The following is a 16,053-nucleotide window of genomic DNA, read 5'->3' as shown; positions in this document are numbered from 1 at the left end:
TCATGAACGCTGAATATCCTCATAGAAAAATAAAAAACTGCTTCCCTAATTTTTACGTAATTATTGCAAAGCATTTTTCTCTGCTCATGCAAATTTGATAAGATAAGCCACTCGAATGAAGTGAAGTTTTTTGATCGACACGACTTGCCAGAAAATTAAAAAATATAAGACCTGAATGTCTTACTGGTAAATAAACTTATCTTCATGCAAAAAATTGAAATTGGTGAGACAGCCAAGTTTTTAGCGATCTAGATTTATTCAAATATTTAAGGATTTTACCTCAATGAGTTACCCGGAAATCATGGCTGATCTTTCCACTTTAACGCCAATGATGCAGCAATATTTAACTGTAAAAATGCAGCACCCTCACTCACTCATGTTTTACCGTATGGGTGACTTTTATGAGTTGTTTTTTGATGATGCGCATAAAGCTGCAAAATTACTGGGGATTACTTTAACCCATCGTGGCAAAGCCAATGGCGAACCGATCCCAATGGCAGGCGTACCTTACCATGCAGCTGAAGGTTATTTGGCGCGTTTGGTAAAGAAAGGCGAAACCGTTGTCATTTGTGAACAGCTAGGTGAAGGCGAGAGCGCAGGCACTCGCGGTAAGGCACCTATGGAACGCGGTGTGGTACGAATCATTACACCCGGTACACTGACGGATGATGCGCTGCTTAACAGTCATCAATCTTCCAATTTAGTCGCGCTTTGCATTCAACAAAATCAAATTGGTATTGCGTTGTTAGATTTAAGTGCAGGCATTTTCAAGGTTCAACAACAAGACTTTCAACACGAGCAACTGGCGATAGAGCTTTCCCGCTTAATGCCAAGCGAGATTCTGGTGGATGAAGATATTGTTGATCCCAATATTATTGAACAAATCAAAAAGCAACTCGAGTGCCCTGTCACCAAGCGTCCGAATGTCGATTTCAACGTCAATAATGCTCAAAAAACCTTATGTGATCAGTTGGCCGTATCGACACTGTCAGGTTTTGGTATTGATCATTTGCCACTGGCAAAAGCCTCTGCAGCCGCACTGATTCATTATGCCAAAGAGACCCAAAAAACAGCTTTACCGCATATCCGTTCCATTCAACTGGAACAAAGCAGTGACTTTATTGCTTTAGATCCAGTCACGCGTCGCAATTTAGAGTTAGTCGAGCCATTGTTTGATCATGGGACATCATTGTTTCAACTGATCAATGATTGTCAAACGGCAATGGGCGGGCGTTTACTCAGCCGCACCTTAATGCAGCCGCTACGTGATACCAAATTACTCGATGCTCGCCTGGATGCAACGGCAGCGATGCTCAATGGCTATCATGAATCACCGATTCGCTTGGTACTGAAAGATATTAGTGATATTGAACGTGTGCTGAGCCGTATTGCTTTAGGCAGTGCACGTCCACGTGATTTGGTGCAACTGCGTCAAGCCTGTGCGCAAATTCCTTTATTACGCCATGCTATTCAGCCGATGACTCAAGCCAAGCAATCTACTTTAATTCAGCAATTAGATCATGAGTTGGGTGATTTCAAGGGGCTATACCAACGCCTGATGTCGGCCATTGTTGAACATCCTCCGGTATTACTTCGTGATGGTAATGTCATTGCAGAAGGTTTTGACAGTGAACTGGATGAACTGCGTAAAATTCGTGATCATGCCGGCCAGTTCCTGATTGATTTGGAAATCCAAGAGCGTGAAAATACTGGGGTTCCAACACTTAAAATTGGTTATAACCGGGTTAGTGGCTACTATATTGAACTGACTCGCGCTCAGGCTGATCAGGCACCGGATCATTATATCCGTCGCCAGACTTTAAAAAATGCAGAGCGCTATATCACGCCAGAACTCAAGTCTTTTGAAGATAAAGTGTTATCCAGTGAATCACGTGCGCTGGCGCGTGAAAAAATGCTGTTTGAAATGCTCTTGGATGAATTACGCCAAGACATCGGCAATTTACAAATGATGAGCAGCGCGATTGCACAAATTGACATGCTGGCCAACTTTTCCCATCAGGCACGTTTACGCAACTGGTCACGTCCGGAATTTAGCCCTGAAATCGGGGTGAAAATTATAGCCGGTCGCCACCCTGTGGTTGAAGCATTGAGCAAAACTGCCTTTACCCCAAATGATACGACTTTAGATTTTAACCATCGTATGGCGATTGTCACGGGGCCGAATATGGGTGGTAAATCCACTTTTATGCGTCAAACTGCACTGATCACCCTCTTGGCCTATTGTGGCTGCTATGTCCCTGCCAAATCCGCAGTGTTAGGCCCCATTGATCGAGTGTTTACCCGTATTGGCTCCGCGGATGATTTATCTACCGGTAAATCGACCTTTATGGTTGAGATGACAGAAACCTCACAGATTCTGCATCATGCCACCAACCAGTCTCTGGTACTGATGGATGAAGTCGGACGTGGTACCAGTACCTATGATGGCTTATCTTTGGCTTGGGCTTGTGTAATTGACTTAAGCAAGCGCATTAGATGTCTGTGCTTATTTGCGACCCATTATTTTGAACTTACTGAACTCGGTAAAGAATCAGGCATCGATAACTACCATGTCACCGCCAAGGAATTAAATGGCAATTTAATTCTATTACACAAAGTTCAGCATGGCCCTGCAAGCCAAAGTCATGGTCTGCAAGTGGCAAAATTAGCCGGTATTCCTGCCAGCGTGATTAAAGAAGCACAAAATCGTTTAAAGATTTTGGAAAAGCAGCAACATCAGCAACTGAATAAAGCGGTACAAAATGACTTATTTAGTGTGGCGAATGAATCGTCGATTGAAGTGATTGAACGTATTGTTGAGGTTGAGAAAGATGTGCCTGCGCTGAATCTATTAAGAGCTTTAGATGTCGATAGTCTTTCACCCCGTGAAGCACTACAACAAATTTATGCTTTGAAAGATGCCCTAGAAGCTTAATTTGAAACCATCATGAATAAGTCAAAGACTCCTAAATAGGAGTCTTTTTCATTTAGATGCCATATTTAACGCTATATTCATTTTTTATCAAAATTAACAGCCTTATATATAACAAATATCAATAAAAGCAATTGTTAGTTACCTGCATTTTTGCCTAGAATATAGCAAGAGTAATTAGAACCATATTTTTTAGGTAGCTGTCGCCATGACCTTTGTTGTCACTGAAAATTGTATTAAATGTAAATACCAAGACTGCGTAGAAGTTTGTCCAGTGGATTGTTTCTACGAAGGTCCAAACTTCCTCGTCATCAACCCTGATGAATGTATTGACTGCGCACTATGCGAACCTGAATGCCCTGCGAATGCTATTTTCTCTGAAGATGAGTTACCGGAAGGTCAAGAAGTCTTTATTGAACTGAATACCGAACTTTCACAAAAATGGCCGAACATCACCCAGATTGGTGATCAACCTGCCGATCGTGAAGAATGGAATGGTAAACCTGACAAGCTACAATACCTGGAAAAATAAAACTGTTTTTCACTTCAAAAAAGATCAGCACCTGCTGATCTTTTTTTATACTTAAAAAAACATTTGATTGCAATATTTCCAAATTTTATCCTTCAAATTATATTAAAATAGCGAATGTATTTATAAATATTTGATTTCTATAATGAAGCATTTTCTCAAGGGATTAATCGGGTTCGGTTTAATCCCACTTGTCATGATTGGATGTACTACGTCTCCTCAGAAACAAGGACATACGACTCCCGACGGAAAACGGATCTTCATTCCCCAAGAACGCATCATCATTGAACGCCCTGTTCCGCCTAAAACGGTTCCCTACGCTTACAATGCTTGGGTTGCTACAAGCGATAACTTACGACGCGTGCGTGAATATGAAGTGTTTCTTGAACAAAATGGTGTCGGCAACATCATTCCAAGTTTTGAATTGATGCGTACCGCACGTGATTGGCAAAAATGTTCCCGTTCGCAATACATGATTCCAAACCGTGAGTTGTGGCACAATCAAATTTCGACTTTGCGCGTATTTAAATATCTGGTTGCAGCCAAAGTGCTTACCGACTTTGAAGTCACTTCGGTTTACCGTGATTTACCACTGAACCAGTGTGCTGGCGGTGCAAATTCATCACGTCATTTGTTTAACTCTGCTATCGATTTTCGTGTTGGACCTGCATACCCTCATGCTGAAGACTATGCCTTTATCGAAAATACCAAATTTAAATTATGCGAATTCTGGGCGCAACATGGTCAAAGCCTGAATATGGGTCTTGGTCTATATGCTTCAGGACAAATCCATATTGATACCCAAGGCTATCGTACTTGGGGACCTGATCTATCACGTCATTCATCGATGTGTAATTACTAAAAGCAAATTCGGATAAAAAAGAGATCTTCAGGATCTCTTTTTTATTGCCTATTTTCAATAAATCTAAACGATAAATTGCACTCTGATTGGAAAAGTTTAAAATGCTTGCAACGCAACAAAGGTGATGAAACTATGCAACAAATGTGGACAGAGATTGATGCTTACATCGATTCACATTTAATTCCAGAAGACCCGATTCTTCTACAGACTTTAAAAAACACTGAAGAAAAAGGCTTTCCAGATCACCTTGCAGTAGCGCCCAATCAAGGCATGCTGCTGCAAATGCTCATTCAGATGAACAAGTGTAAGCGTGTACTGGAACTGGGTACTTTTGCAGCCTACAGCACCATGTGGCTGGCTCGTGCGCTCCCTGAAGATGGTTATATCTTAACGATTGAAGGTCGAGATACGCACGCAGCATTGGCTCAGGAAAATATCGACAATGCCAAACTTCCACAAACGATTGACCTGAAAGTGGGACGTGCAGCTGATGTATTAAAAGCCTTGCCTGCCGACTTTGAACCTTTCGATTTTATCTTTATTGATGCCGATAAACAGAGTTACCCGGAATATTTAGAATTAAGCTTGGACTTGTCTCATTCGGGAAGCATTATTGTGCTCGATAATGTCATTCGTGCGGGTGATATCATCAATCCGGACAATCACAAACCCAGTATTGAAGGTATCCGGGAGATGTTTGTCGCTTTACAAAATCATCCTCGAATCTTGTCCTGTACAGCATTGCAAACTGTAGGCAGTAAGGGCCATGATGGCTTTGCTTTAGCCATAGTGAAATAACTTGACACAAAGATCAAAAAACAATCGCATTGTTTTTTTATTTATTTATTAATAATTTACACAGACTGTCCATATAGTTATCCACAAGTTATGCGGATAACTATGGCTAATATTTAATCACCACTTATAAGCAATGCTTTTGCTTATTTTACCACCAACAACGGTACAGTTGAATTTCGGAAAATAGTGGTTGCCACACTTCCCAAAAAGAACTGGTGAATTTTACTGTGACTAAATGCACCGAGTACAATCAGTTGTATCTCATGTTCAATCTGATATTCAAGTATATTTTCAGCAACATCGCCATAACGATATTCCATCACCACATCAAGCCCAGCATCACGTAAATATTGTGCAGGTTCATTCAATATTTCTGGATGATCGCCGACATAGAGCACATGACACTGTAGCAGTTTTAACAAATCACTTTGTGCAATTCGTTTCATCAAATTGACGCAGGTAGGCGAATATTCATAGGCAAAAATAAATTGTGTTGGTGGCTGGAATTTTTCACCCACTGTCATTACGGTACAATTTACCCCACGAATAAAGTTTTCAACATTACTGCCGATCGGTTTATTCCGCTCTGCAGAGCGTTCCCCGACTCGACCAATAATAGCAATGTCGTCATCTCTAAGCACATTAAAACTTTGCTCTAAAAAATCGCCTTTTTCCTGAAGATGCGAGGCAGTTAAACCGTACTTTTGCTGAATCATTTCGGTAATATGATTAAGTAAATTATTACTATAATTTAGTGCCAATTCGCTTTGTTTTTGTTCAAGCTCAGCTAGTTCTTTCAGTAACATTGCATTACTTTCAAAACCAATCACACCACTTATTTCCCCCAAGTGATAACTGGCCGGATAATAATCTAAAACCTGTAATAACACCAATTCACGTTGGGTCTGCTTTGCAATCCATGCGGCAGCTTCAGCAACTGCATTCACGCATGGAGAAGAATCAATACAAGCGATTACACGTTTCATTTTATTTTAGCCTCGCTTTTCGCCATAAAAGGCTTTAAGTCTATTTGTTATTTTTAACTTAGCATATCTCTTACAGACTGTGCATGCTTTTATGTAATTAAACTTACTCGGCAATTCATATTAATTTTATTGAATTTTTTATTCGCGATAACGAATAAATCTGGCAGGATTACCCGCAACAATAGCCGATTTTTCTACATCTTTTGTGACCATACTATTCATGCCAACCACAGCATGCGATCCAATGCTTATGCCATCCTTCACCCCCACATGTGCACCCAACCAGACATCCTGACCAATCTCGATTCCCTTGGAACGTACCGCTTGCTGGTAAATCGGCTGTTCCAGTTGCATACCATGGTCAAAGGCATACAAATGACAATAGGCAGCAATACGAACCTGATCATGCAGCTTGATACCCATACGCCCACCATCAAGAATACAATGATGGTTAATGGCAACTTCATTACCTATTTCCAAAGGCCCATGCAAAGTACAATCTGCCGCAATAAAGGTATTATCGCCAATCACAATTTTCCGGCCCGGCTCGGCAAAAATATGTGCCAGGGGTGAAATAAAACAGTTTTCACCAATCTCGACCGTTTCCATTTGCATTAAATAGGCCTGATATTCTTTTTGCCATGCTTCAGCCCAAGCCCGATTTTTTGGCTTTAATGACCAATATAACCACGGCATATAATTCAAACGGTGCTTATGCTGTTCACGATATTTTAACAGCGGATCTTGTTCAGTCATCCTGTGGCTCTTCTACAATTTTGAGTTGTTCACGACCGCGCGTCACATCCTGAATTTTCAAGGACAAGGGTTCAATTTGGTGAATTTGTAGCAAGGCTTCGACCTCTACCCCCGTCGCGGTATAGTCTTCTTTAAATTCGACCTGCTGTTGATTGAGTTCGTATTGAAAAATCGACCACTCATTAAACTGACAGGAAAAACTGACTTTTTTCTTTTCAATCAGTTCAATTTTTTCAGCCAGCAATAAACATTGTCCTGCACAGCCCCCATAAGCGCGAACTAGACCGCCAGTGCCCAGTTTAATGCCACCATACCAGCGATTCACCAAAACCAGAATATTGGTCAAATCATTGCCTTCAATAGTAGCTAGAATCGGTCTTCCCGCAGTACCTGATGGTTCGCCATCATCATTAAAGCGCACATTGTGCCCAATTTTCCATGCCCAACATTGATGTGTGGTGGTGATATCTTTATGCGTCTCCAAGAAATCCTTGACCGCCTGTTCATTTTCGACAGGCACAGCAACGGCTTGAAAGCGACTTTTTTTGATGTCTTCTTCGAAACTAACTTGTGAGGCAATCGTAAATGGCATAAATCTAACAATAAAAAAATCACTGTAAAATTATAACGTGTTTTAAAGCATCTGCAGACAATAAAAAGCCTCCTATAAAAGAAGGCTTTTAAATTAAGCTTTTCAATTTTTAATTAGCGTTCACGTAATGCTTCTTGAGCTTTATTAAATGGTTTAATTAGGTAATCCAGTACTGATTTTTGTCCAGTTTTAATATCAACCGTTGCGACCATACCGGGAGTAATACTGAATTGCTTACCGGCTTTATTGGTTAATTTATCGGTATTGGTTCGAATATAAACGCGGTAATAGAACTGATCCTGTTTGACTTCATCACGTATGGTATCTGGCGAAATAATCGTGACCTTGCCTTGTAATCCACCATAAATAGAATAGTCATAAGCTGTGATTTTAACCAAAGCTTCCTGACCGGGATGAATAAATGCAATATCGCGCGGTAAAATTCGAGCTTCAATCAATAGCTGTTCATCTAAAGGAACGATGGTCATGAGCTTGCCATTTTGAGGAATGACGCCACCCATGGTCATCACATCAATTTCCTTGACGATTCCTCGCATGGGTGCCTTGAAAACCGTACGGCTTAAAGTATCTGACTTTCCTCTCACCACTTGTTGCTGTGTTTCTACATCTGTATTGGCTTTAGATAATTCTTCACGTGACTTTACATCATACTGATTGCGAATATCATTCATTTGATTACGAAGATTATTGGCTTCACGTTTTAGACGTAAAACTTCAACTTCACTTGCAGCGCCCTTAGCCACAAGCGGTTCGGTCATGCTCAGTTCCTGCTCAATCAAACTTAAAGCCTGACGCAAACCCGCCAACGATTCATCCAGATTGGCACGGCGCGAATGATAAAGTGCAGTTTCTTCCTGCACCAGTTTTCTGTCTTTTAAAACTTCCTTTGGAAAAGAAATCGGTGTTCCGTTCACTTCAGCTCTTAAACGTGCTGAAGCGGCACGTGAAGACATCAGTAATGATGCTGATTCGCCAACATTAGATTCCAGTCGGGTGGGATCGAGTTGAGCCAGAATCTGGCCCTGTTTGACAATCTCTCCTTCTCGAACATTTAACTTGGTTAAAATACCGCCTTCAAGTGACTGAATGGTTTGCTCTTTTGAGGAAGGTACCACTTTACCCGTCCCGGTAGAAACTTCTTCAAGTTTAAAAAACCATGCCCAAAGCAATAAGGTGAGTAAACCCAAACAAATCATCCAGATGAACAAACTGGCTTTGGGTAAAGGTGGTTCAAGCTCAGTAACTTTAATGGTACTTTTTAGATTCTGGGATTTAGCGCTCATGAATTAGCTCCTGCAACCTGACGTTGCTGTGGCTGATTTTGATTTAAAATCTGATCACGCGGTCCATCCATCACAATCTTGCCATCATTCACCACAATAATTCTGTCCACCAGTTCAAGTACTGCACGACGATGCGTTGCAACAATCATGGTGCGTTGACCGAGCCATAATTTCAGATGATCAATTAGCTGTTTTTCTGACACATCATCAATCGATGCTGTCGGTTCATCCAGCAATAAAATGTTTGGCTGACGAATGAGTAATCGTGCCAATAAAAGCGCCTGTTTCTGCCCACCAGAAAAACCAACACCCCCTTCAAGAATCATATGATCCAAGCCTTCCTTTTTTTCCTGAACAAAATGGAGTGCTCCAGTAATTTTCAAGGCATTTAAAATCTGTTCATCGCTGGCTAAAGGCGCACCCAGGGTCAGATTTTCCCGCACGCTTCCAAAGAATAAATGCGCATTCTGATTCAGCAACCCCATATCACGGCGCACATCTGAGGGATCAATCAAGCCAAGCTCAACACCATCCAGTTTAATTTTGCCCTGAACAGGAGTTTGCATGCCGGACAATAATTGTAGTAGTGTCGATTTACCTGCCCCATTACGTCCAAGAATCGCAATTTTTTCACCCGGTCTGATTTCAAGCTTTGGAATCATCAGACTTGGTTTTGGATCATCTTCGCCATACTTAAAGGTAACGCCAGTTAATTCATAATGACCATTTAGTGCCGGACGATGAATCAAATGGGCATGATCTGGTTGATCCACCGGTTTTTTCATTAATTCATCCAGTCCATTTTTAGCCACTTTGGCTTGCTGCCAGCGCCCCAGCACACCGGTAATTTGTGCAATTGGAGCAAGCATACGTGAAGACAACATCGAACACGCTACCAAAGCCCCGGTGGTCATGTCTCCTTTCATCACGGCAAAGCAGCCCACCAGCACCACAATCGCAAAGGTCAGACCCTGAATTTTCTGGGTCCAGGCATTCATAACTCCCACGATTTTACGTTGACGCATTGAAACATCCGCAGATGACTCATTCATGTGATTCCATTGATTCTGGAATCTTGCTTCCGCACGCAATAGCTTAATATCCTCAATACCTTGTACTGCTTCAACCAGCATGGCGTTACGAATTGCACCTTCGCGCATGCCTTCACTGGCGAGTTTTGCCAAAGGTTTTTGGGCCAGAATTCCCGGCAAAATCATTAAAGGCACAACCAGCAGCATCACCCAGAACAGGTTGCCCCCTATCAGCCAGAAAATTCCCAAAAAAAGCAGAAAGAAAGGTAAATCGGCAATGGCGGAAATGGTGGTGGATGTCACCAGTTCACGCATACCTTCAAGCTCACGAATCTGTGAAATAAATGTCCCTGTAGATTTCGATCGTTCACTGTTTTTAATTCTTAAAGCATGGCCAAAAACCCGGTCAGAAATTCTTAGATCCGCACGCTTACCAATAATATCCGACAGATAAATTCGTGCGACACGTATACTAAATTCAAAAATGGCAGCAATCAGTACACCACCGGCAAGTACCCATAAAGTGGGTATCGATTGTGCCGGAATGACCCGGTCATAAACGTTCATGGAAAAAACAACCGTCGCCAAGGCCAGAATATTGGCAATCATGGAGCCAAACATCACATCGATATAACGTTTCCAGTCACGTAATACAATCGACCAGAACCAGCTGCTTTCATAAGGTTTGATGTATTCATCTACCCGTGCATCTGGCACGGATTTTTCGGGTCGAAGAATATAAACATGCCGAATATTGGACTGCAGCACATTTAGCGTTAATGTCTGTGCAAGCCCTTGATCGCCACTCAGCTGGATATTGGCATTCCCTTCAGCATCGACCTTTTCAACCACACCGACCTGACCATCATGAAATTCCACCACCACAGGCAGGCGCCACGGATTGATTAAATCTGTAGTGAATGCAGATTTACGCCAACTCATACCAACCTGACGAGTAATCAATACCATGATGTCATCAACACTCTGGTTGGGATTCCAGTCCAGTTGTAAACGGATACGCTCTTCAGAGGGTTCTATACGGTAGTGTTTGGCAATCGTGAGTACCGCTTGAAGCCACGGCTGGTAATTATTTTTATTATTCATGGCTGAATCTCAAACCCCTGAATTGGAATATTATTAAGATCATAGAGATCACGCGAACGTCCGGTCACAGCAATGTATCGCACAATTGCATCATAAATATCGTAACGTGCATTTTCGATTTCCTGCGCTGCACTGTGAATAGACTGTTCTGCATTGAGTAAGTCAACCGCTGATCGCGTACCCAGTTTATATTGTTCTTGATAAAGCTCTCGGGTACGAATGGTGGTTTCCTTACGCGCAACAAGAATACTCATCAGGCGTTGCTTATTTTCAATTTCTTCACGTAATAGTCGGACTTCATCTAGCACATCCAGATAGACTAAATTCACTTTTGCCTTTGCGGCCTCTTCTGCATAACTGGCAGCACGTGTTTGAGACTTTATTGCCCCGCCCTGATACAAATTACTGGAGGCTTCCAACATGATGGAATCATATAAACCATCATCTTCATTATTATTGGGATTACGGCCATTCACAGCCTGACTGAGTGAACCTTTAACACTCAGGACGGGATAGTTACTTAATTTTAATTGTTGCTTTTGAAATTTGGCAACGTCCACCTCCGCCTGTGCAGAAATCATGCTCGGAATTTTATTAAATTCTGGATAACGGTATAAATCGGAATCTCTCACTACACGTTCTGGAATGGACCAACCCAGACCTGTCACATCCGCACCCAATAAGGTACGTAATTTCTGTTGAAATTTTTTCAGCTGAGTTTGTTGCACCACTAAATTGGCCTGTGCAGCTTCTAAATTTGCACGCGCCTGAACGGGATCAGCCTGGGTACTAATACCCGCCTTTGCTCTTAAATTGGTAATTTCAGCAATGCGTAAAATGCCGCTAATCTGCTGCTGTGCAATTTGGGTCATTTCCTGATAGCGCTTAATATTCACAATGGCATTGGCAGTGTCATAAGCCACACTATCTATACTGACTAAAACCTCAGCCTGTTCAGCTACAAGCTTTGCCTGTTGAATATCAACCCCACTTTTAACCTTGCCAAAATCGTATAGCATTTGCGTGGCATTCAGACCAATGAGTTGGCGTCCACGTTCACCGGAGCTCAAGTCTCCAGTGGATATCCCCCCTGAAACTTGTGGATAGTAGCCAGATTTGGCAACAGCAATATAAGCATCCTGTCCAGCCAAAACTGAAATACGCTGTGAAACCTCTGGACTGCGCTGTAATGCCCGAAGGATGGTTTCATTGAAACTTAACTGGCTAACAGGTTGATACATTGGTTGATTTTTATAAAAAGGCCGTGTGCGATCCGAACCTGGTATGAGAACGAACTCCTGAACTTTAGAGGTATCCAATTGAAAGTTACTTAGGGCGTCAATATCTGCCTTATTGTAGTTTTCATCTGATTTCGGAACAAAAATTTGACTCATCTCAGACTTGAGCGACTGTATGAACTCTTTTGAACTGTCTGCATGGGCATAGCTTATTGATAGAGATAGACTGCATATCAAACCCTGCATGCTTCTCAGCAATAACTTTTGACACAAACCTATATTGTTGTTTTGATTCTTTAGCATCATTTGAATGATAATTTTTATTTTATGAATATTTAACGTATGTCGTAAAGAATACGTCTATTTTTGTAATGTAATTCTTATTTTTAATACTTATTACATACAAAGATGATCTTGTCATTTATTTATAACAAAATCATCTTTTATTTTGATTATTTTTTAAACTTTTAAACCGTAAAATCTTCACCTAAATACACTTCACGCACCGTTTCATTTTCAAGCACTTCTTGCGGCGTTCCTTCTGCAATCACGGCTCCTTCACTGACAATATAAGCGCGCTCACAAATCGCCAATGTATCACGTACGTTATGATCGGTAATCAGTACACCAATTCCGCGGTCTTTAAGTTCACGGATAATATCCTTGATGTCCGCTACAGAAATAGGATCGACCCCCGCGAAAGGTTCATCCAGCAGCATGAACTTGGGATCAGCAGCTAAAGCACGGGCAATTTCTGCACGACGACGTTCACCACCCGAAACACTCATCCCCAACGAATCTTTAATATGGGTGATTTTAAAATCAGCCAGCAATTCATTTAAACGCTGTTGGCGTTGCTGTTTGTTTAAGTCCTTACGCGTTTCAAGAATCGCCATAATATTTTCAGAAATAGTCAGTTTTCTAAAAATAGACGCCTCTTGAGGTAAATAACCAATCCCTTTGCGAGCACGTTCATGCATGGCCAAATCAGATAAATCCAGATCATCCAAATGAATCTCGCCTTTATCCATTCGTACTAAACCAACCACCATGTAGAAACTTGTGGTTTTACCTGCACCATTTGGTCCAAGCAAGCCGACAATCTGACCACTTTGCATCTGGAAAGAAACGTCCTTAACCACCCATCGTTTACTATAGTTTTTTGCCAGATGTTTAATACAAAGCGTTTGTGGTTGATTTAGCGACTGATCCATTAATCACGTGCTCCCGGGAACGATTTTGAGCTAGAAGGTGGAATAACAATTTGAACACGGCCTGAAGATGAACCTGTGCTATTTGGCGTACCTGTAGCCTCAATATCACCCTTATTCATACTATATTTCAAAGTATTACCACGAATACTTGCACCATCTTGCTCTAACAGTGCGCTGCCGGACAAAGTAATAATGCCCGTTTGCGCATTATAAACAATCTTCTGTGCCTGTCCTTTCGCTAAACCTTTATTGACATCAACTTTTTGCTGAAAACGCGCAGGACCACCTGTCGCGGTAATCGTGCTGATTTCTTTTTGGCTATTCAGATTGGCCACAATCGCATTGGCTTGCAATTTCATGGTGCCTTGCTCGATGATGACATTCCCCATATAGGTCGTCACCCCTGTTTTTTCATTATAGGTTGCACGGTCGGCCACCAGGGAAATGGGCAGATTTCTGTCTGAAGGAATTGCAAATGTCGTTGCCGATGATAATACAACCAAACCGACTAAAGCTGCTTGCTGAAGCAAGGATTTAGACAATGTAAGCTTAAGATTTTGGTTCATATTTTCCTCGAATATTAAAAAATTCGTATTGACCGTCATTTAAATTGGCTTTCAAACCTTGGCTTACAAATTCAGCTTGCGGAGATTGCACAATGACCTGTTTATTGGTTTCAATTTCACGAGTTTTAGGATATCCCGTTAACTCTTGGGTTCGAAACTGCATTTTGCCCTGTTGCATTAACTTGGTCGCCAACACGTCTCCAGACAAAACAATGCGCTCATTATCATCATAACCATTTGCGACTTTGGCATAGAAAGTGGCGTCGACTACGCCATTTTTATACAGGGAAGCATTTAGATTGGTGAGTTTTGAGGTTTGTTTTTGCATGTCCTGTTCAAGACGATCGACCTGAGCACGAACATACAAATTACCGTCATCATCGGTTTGGGTAAGATTAATTTTTTCAGCCGAATAGGTCATACTCCTTGCGGAATCAACCTCAAGTTTCTTGCCCTTACCGCTGTAATAGTAGTAACCACCACTTATAGCTGCAATTGCTATAGCAGTTACGTATAAAACTTTTGTATCCATAAGTGTGGTACTTAACTCAAATTCAATGAATTATTTAACTATTAATGTGGGACAGCGGTATATTTTTCAAGAAGCGTTTCGTAAGCCCCTTTAGCCATCAAAATCATGTCGCAGATTTCGCGTACCGCCCCACGACCACCCATTGCCTGAGTGACCAGATCTGCACGACGTCGCACTTCCACATGACCATTCGGCACAGTGATTTTCATACCGGCAATGGCAAATGCAGAAAGATCTGGCCAATCGTCGCCCATATATAAACAGTCTTCTGGTGCAACATTCAATTGTGCACAGGCTTCGCGTAATGCGGTACCCTTATCTTCACGACCTTGAAAAACCAGGTCTACACCCAAGGCAGACATACGCTTTTCAACAATATTGCTTGTACGTCCAGTAATGATAATGACTTTGACACCGGCTTGCTGTACAAGTTTCATGCCTAAACCATCACGAATATCAAATGATTTAATTTCATCGCCTGTATTGGTCAATGTCACAAAACCATCACTTAAAATACCATCGACATCCAGAACCAAAGCTTCAATATGACGTGCCTGTTCCAATAAAATATAAGATGCCATTTATTAATTTACCCCAGCTTGAGTCAGGTCATGCATGCTAATGACACCAATGACTTTATTTACATCGTTTACCACAACAAATTGATTGATTTTCTTTTCGTTCATGCATTCTAAAGCTTCAACCGCACGAGCTTCTTGTGAAATGGTTAAAGGATTCTTGGTCATCACTTCCGATACCACCAAATTCACATCAAAACCTTGTTGCTTATCAATTAAACGACGCAAATCTCCATCGGTAAAAATACCGAGCAGAACATCATTTTGATCCACAATTGTGGTTAAACCTAGGCGTTTGTTTGAAATTTCGTATAAAACCTGATTCATTGGTGTATCTGGAGATACTTTTGGTAATTCTGTACCTGTATGCATCAAGTGTTTGACATGCAGTAATAGACGTTTACCCAAAGCACCTGCTGGATGTGACATGGCAAAATCATCCGCAGTAAAGCCACGTGCATCCAGTAAAGCGACAGCCAATGCATCGCCCAATGCCAAAGTTGCCGTAGTACTTGAAGTCGGTGCCAAGCCAAGCGGACAAGCTTCCTGAATATTACCCAAGGTTAAAGCCACGTCTGCATTTTGTGGCATCGGTCCTTTGTCATCACCACTAATGGTAATTAATGGTATTTCCAAGCGCTTGATCAAGGGCATCAGCATCATAATTTCATCACTCTTGCCCGAGTTTGAAATCGCAATCAGGACATCACCCGGTACCAGCATACCTAAATCGCCATGTCCCGCTTCACCCGGATGCATAAAGAAAGATGGTGTGCCGGTTGAAGCAAAGGTTGCCGCCATTTTACGACCAATATGACCTGACTTCCCCATTCCGGTAATGACTAATCGCCCTCGACACTTCAGAATGGTTTCACATGCATGGCTAAAACGTTCATCGATTTGCGTCGCCAATATTTCTAGCGCTTGTTCTTCGATACGCAAGGTTTCTAATGCAACTTTTTGGAAGTCTATTTGGTTTGGCATATTTGGTGGGTTCAAAGTGGGTTTACCTTAACGCTATAAAGCGTTGA

15 protein-coding genes are annotated in these 16,053 nt (G+C 41.7%); 4 read left to right on the top strand and 11 right to left on the bottom strand.

Annotation, left to right across the window (positions count from 1 at the left end):
• Positions 1-283: 283 nt before the first annotated feature.
• From mutS to HLH18_RS09710, 4 genes are all read left to right on the top strand, one after another.
• Positions 284-2,935: a DNA mismatch repair protein MutS gene (gene mutS, locus HLH18_RS09725; RefSeq protein ID WP_171546669.1), complete on the top strand. Its 2,652-nt coding sequence runs from the start codon at positions 284-286 to the stop codon at positions 2,933-2,935.
• 205 nt (positions 2,936-3,140) lie between these two features.
• Positions 3,141-3,464: a ferredoxin FdxA gene (fdxA, locus tag HLH18_RS09720; protein ID WP_067724492.1), complete on the top strand. Its 324-nt coding sequence runs from the start codon at positions 3,141-3,143 to the stop codon at positions 3,462-3,464.
• Between the two features lie 142 nt (positions 3,465-3,606).
• A complete protein-coding gene (locus tag HLH18_RS09715; protein ID WP_214647312.1) occupies positions 3,607-4,323 on the top strand; it encodes a D-Ala-D-Ala carboxypeptidase family metallohydrolase in 717 nt (238 codons plus the stop codon).
• Between the two features lie 132 nt (positions 4,324-4,455).
• A complete protein-coding gene (locus tag HLH18_RS09710; RefSeq protein ID WP_171546668.1) occupies positions 4,456-5,121 on the top strand; it encodes an O-methyltransferase in 666 nt (221 codons plus the stop codon).
• A 143-nt stretch (positions 5,122-5,264) separates the two neighbouring features.
• On the opposite strand, the gene HLH18_RS09705 is transcribed toward HLH18_RS09710, so the two are convergent.
• The 11 genes from HLH18_RS09705 to HLH18_RS09655 all read right to left on the bottom strand — a co-directional run bounded on the left by HLH18_RS09705 (position 5,265) and on the right by HLH18_RS09655 (position 16,006).
• On the bottom strand, positions 5,265-6,107 hold the full coding sequence (locus HLH18_RS09705) for a universal stress protein (protein ID WP_171546667.1): 843 nt from the start codon (positions 6,105-6,107) through the stop codon (positions 5,265-5,267).
• Between the two features lie 138 nt (positions 6,108-6,245).
• Positions 6,246-6,863, bottom strand: coding sequence for a DapH/DapD/GlmU-related protein (locus HLH18_RS09700; RefSeq protein ID WP_171546666.1), 618 nt, complete (start codon positions 6,861-6,863; stop codon positions 6,246-6,248).
• The gene (locus HLH18_RS09695; RefSeq protein WP_171546665.1) at positions 6,856-7,455 is read right to left on the bottom strand and encodes an IMPACT family protein; all 600 of its coding nucleotides are present in this window, start codon (positions 7,453-7,455) and stop codon (positions 6,856-6,858) included. Before HLH18_RS09695 ends, HLH18_RS09700 begins: the two co-directional genes overlap by 8 nt.
• A gap of 113 nt (positions 7,456-7,568) precedes the next feature.
• Positions 7,569-8,759, bottom strand: coding sequence for a beta-barrel domain-containing protein (locus HLH18_RS09690; protein WP_171546664.1), 1,191 nt, complete (start codon positions 8,757-8,759; stop codon positions 7,569-7,571).
• Complete coding sequence (locus HLH18_RS09685) at positions 8,756-10,894, bottom strand: type I secretion system permease/ATPase (protein ID WP_171546663.1); 2,139 nt, start codon at positions 10,892-10,894, stop codon at positions 8,756-8,758. Before HLH18_RS09685 ends, HLH18_RS09690 begins: the two co-directional genes overlap by 4 nt.
• Positions 10,891-12,438, bottom strand: a complete 1,548-nt coding sequence (locus HLH18_RS09680) for a TolC family protein (protein WP_502708122.1) — start codon at positions 12,436-12,438, stop codon at positions 10,891-10,893. The genes HLH18_RS09685 and HLH18_RS09680 overlap by 4 nt, the downstream gene beginning before the upstream one ends.
• A 161-nt stretch (positions 12,439-12,599) precedes the next feature.
• Positions 12,600-13,346 carry an LPS export ABC transporter ATP-binding protein gene (gene lptB, locus HLH18_RS09675; protein WP_171546661.1) on the bottom strand — a complete coding sequence of 249 codons (747 nt, stop codon included), beginning with the start codon at positions 13,344-13,346 and terminating at the stop codon, positions 12,600-12,602.
• Positions 13,346-13,912, bottom strand: coding sequence for a lipopolysaccharide transport periplasmic protein LptA (lptA, locus tag HLH18_RS09670; RefSeq protein ID WP_171546660.1), 567 nt, complete (start codon positions 13,910-13,912; stop codon positions 13,346-13,348). The genes lptB and lptA overlap by 1 nt, the downstream gene beginning before the upstream one ends.
• Positions 13,896-14,444, bottom strand: coding sequence for an LPS export ABC transporter periplasmic protein LptC (lptC, locus tag HLH18_RS09665; protein WP_171546659.1), 549 nt, complete (start codon positions 14,442-14,444; stop codon positions 13,896-13,898). Before lptC ends, lptA begins: the two co-directional genes overlap by 17 nt.
• Before the next feature lie 41 nt (positions 14,445-14,485).
• Entirely contained in the window at positions 14,486-15,025 is a 540-nt protein-coding gene (locus HLH18_RS09660; RefSeq protein WP_171546658.1) for a KdsC family phosphatase, read from the bottom strand.
• A gap of 3 nt (positions 15,026-15,028) precedes the next feature.
• Positions 15,029-16,006, bottom strand: a complete 978-nt coding sequence (locus tag HLH18_RS09655; RefSeq protein WP_171546657.1) for a KpsF/GutQ family sugar-phosphate isomerase — start codon at positions 16,004-16,006, stop codon at positions 15,029-15,031.
• Positions 16,007-16,053: the final 47 nt, after the last annotated feature.

This window comes from Acinetobacter sp. ANC 5414 (assembly GCF_013004295.1).
Taxonomy (GTDB): Bacteria; Pseudomonadota; Gammaproteobacteria; order Pseudomonadales; family Moraxellaceae; genus Acinetobacter.
Note: the sequence above shows the minus strand (reverse complement) of the source record. Positions and strands in the feature narration are given on the sequence as shown.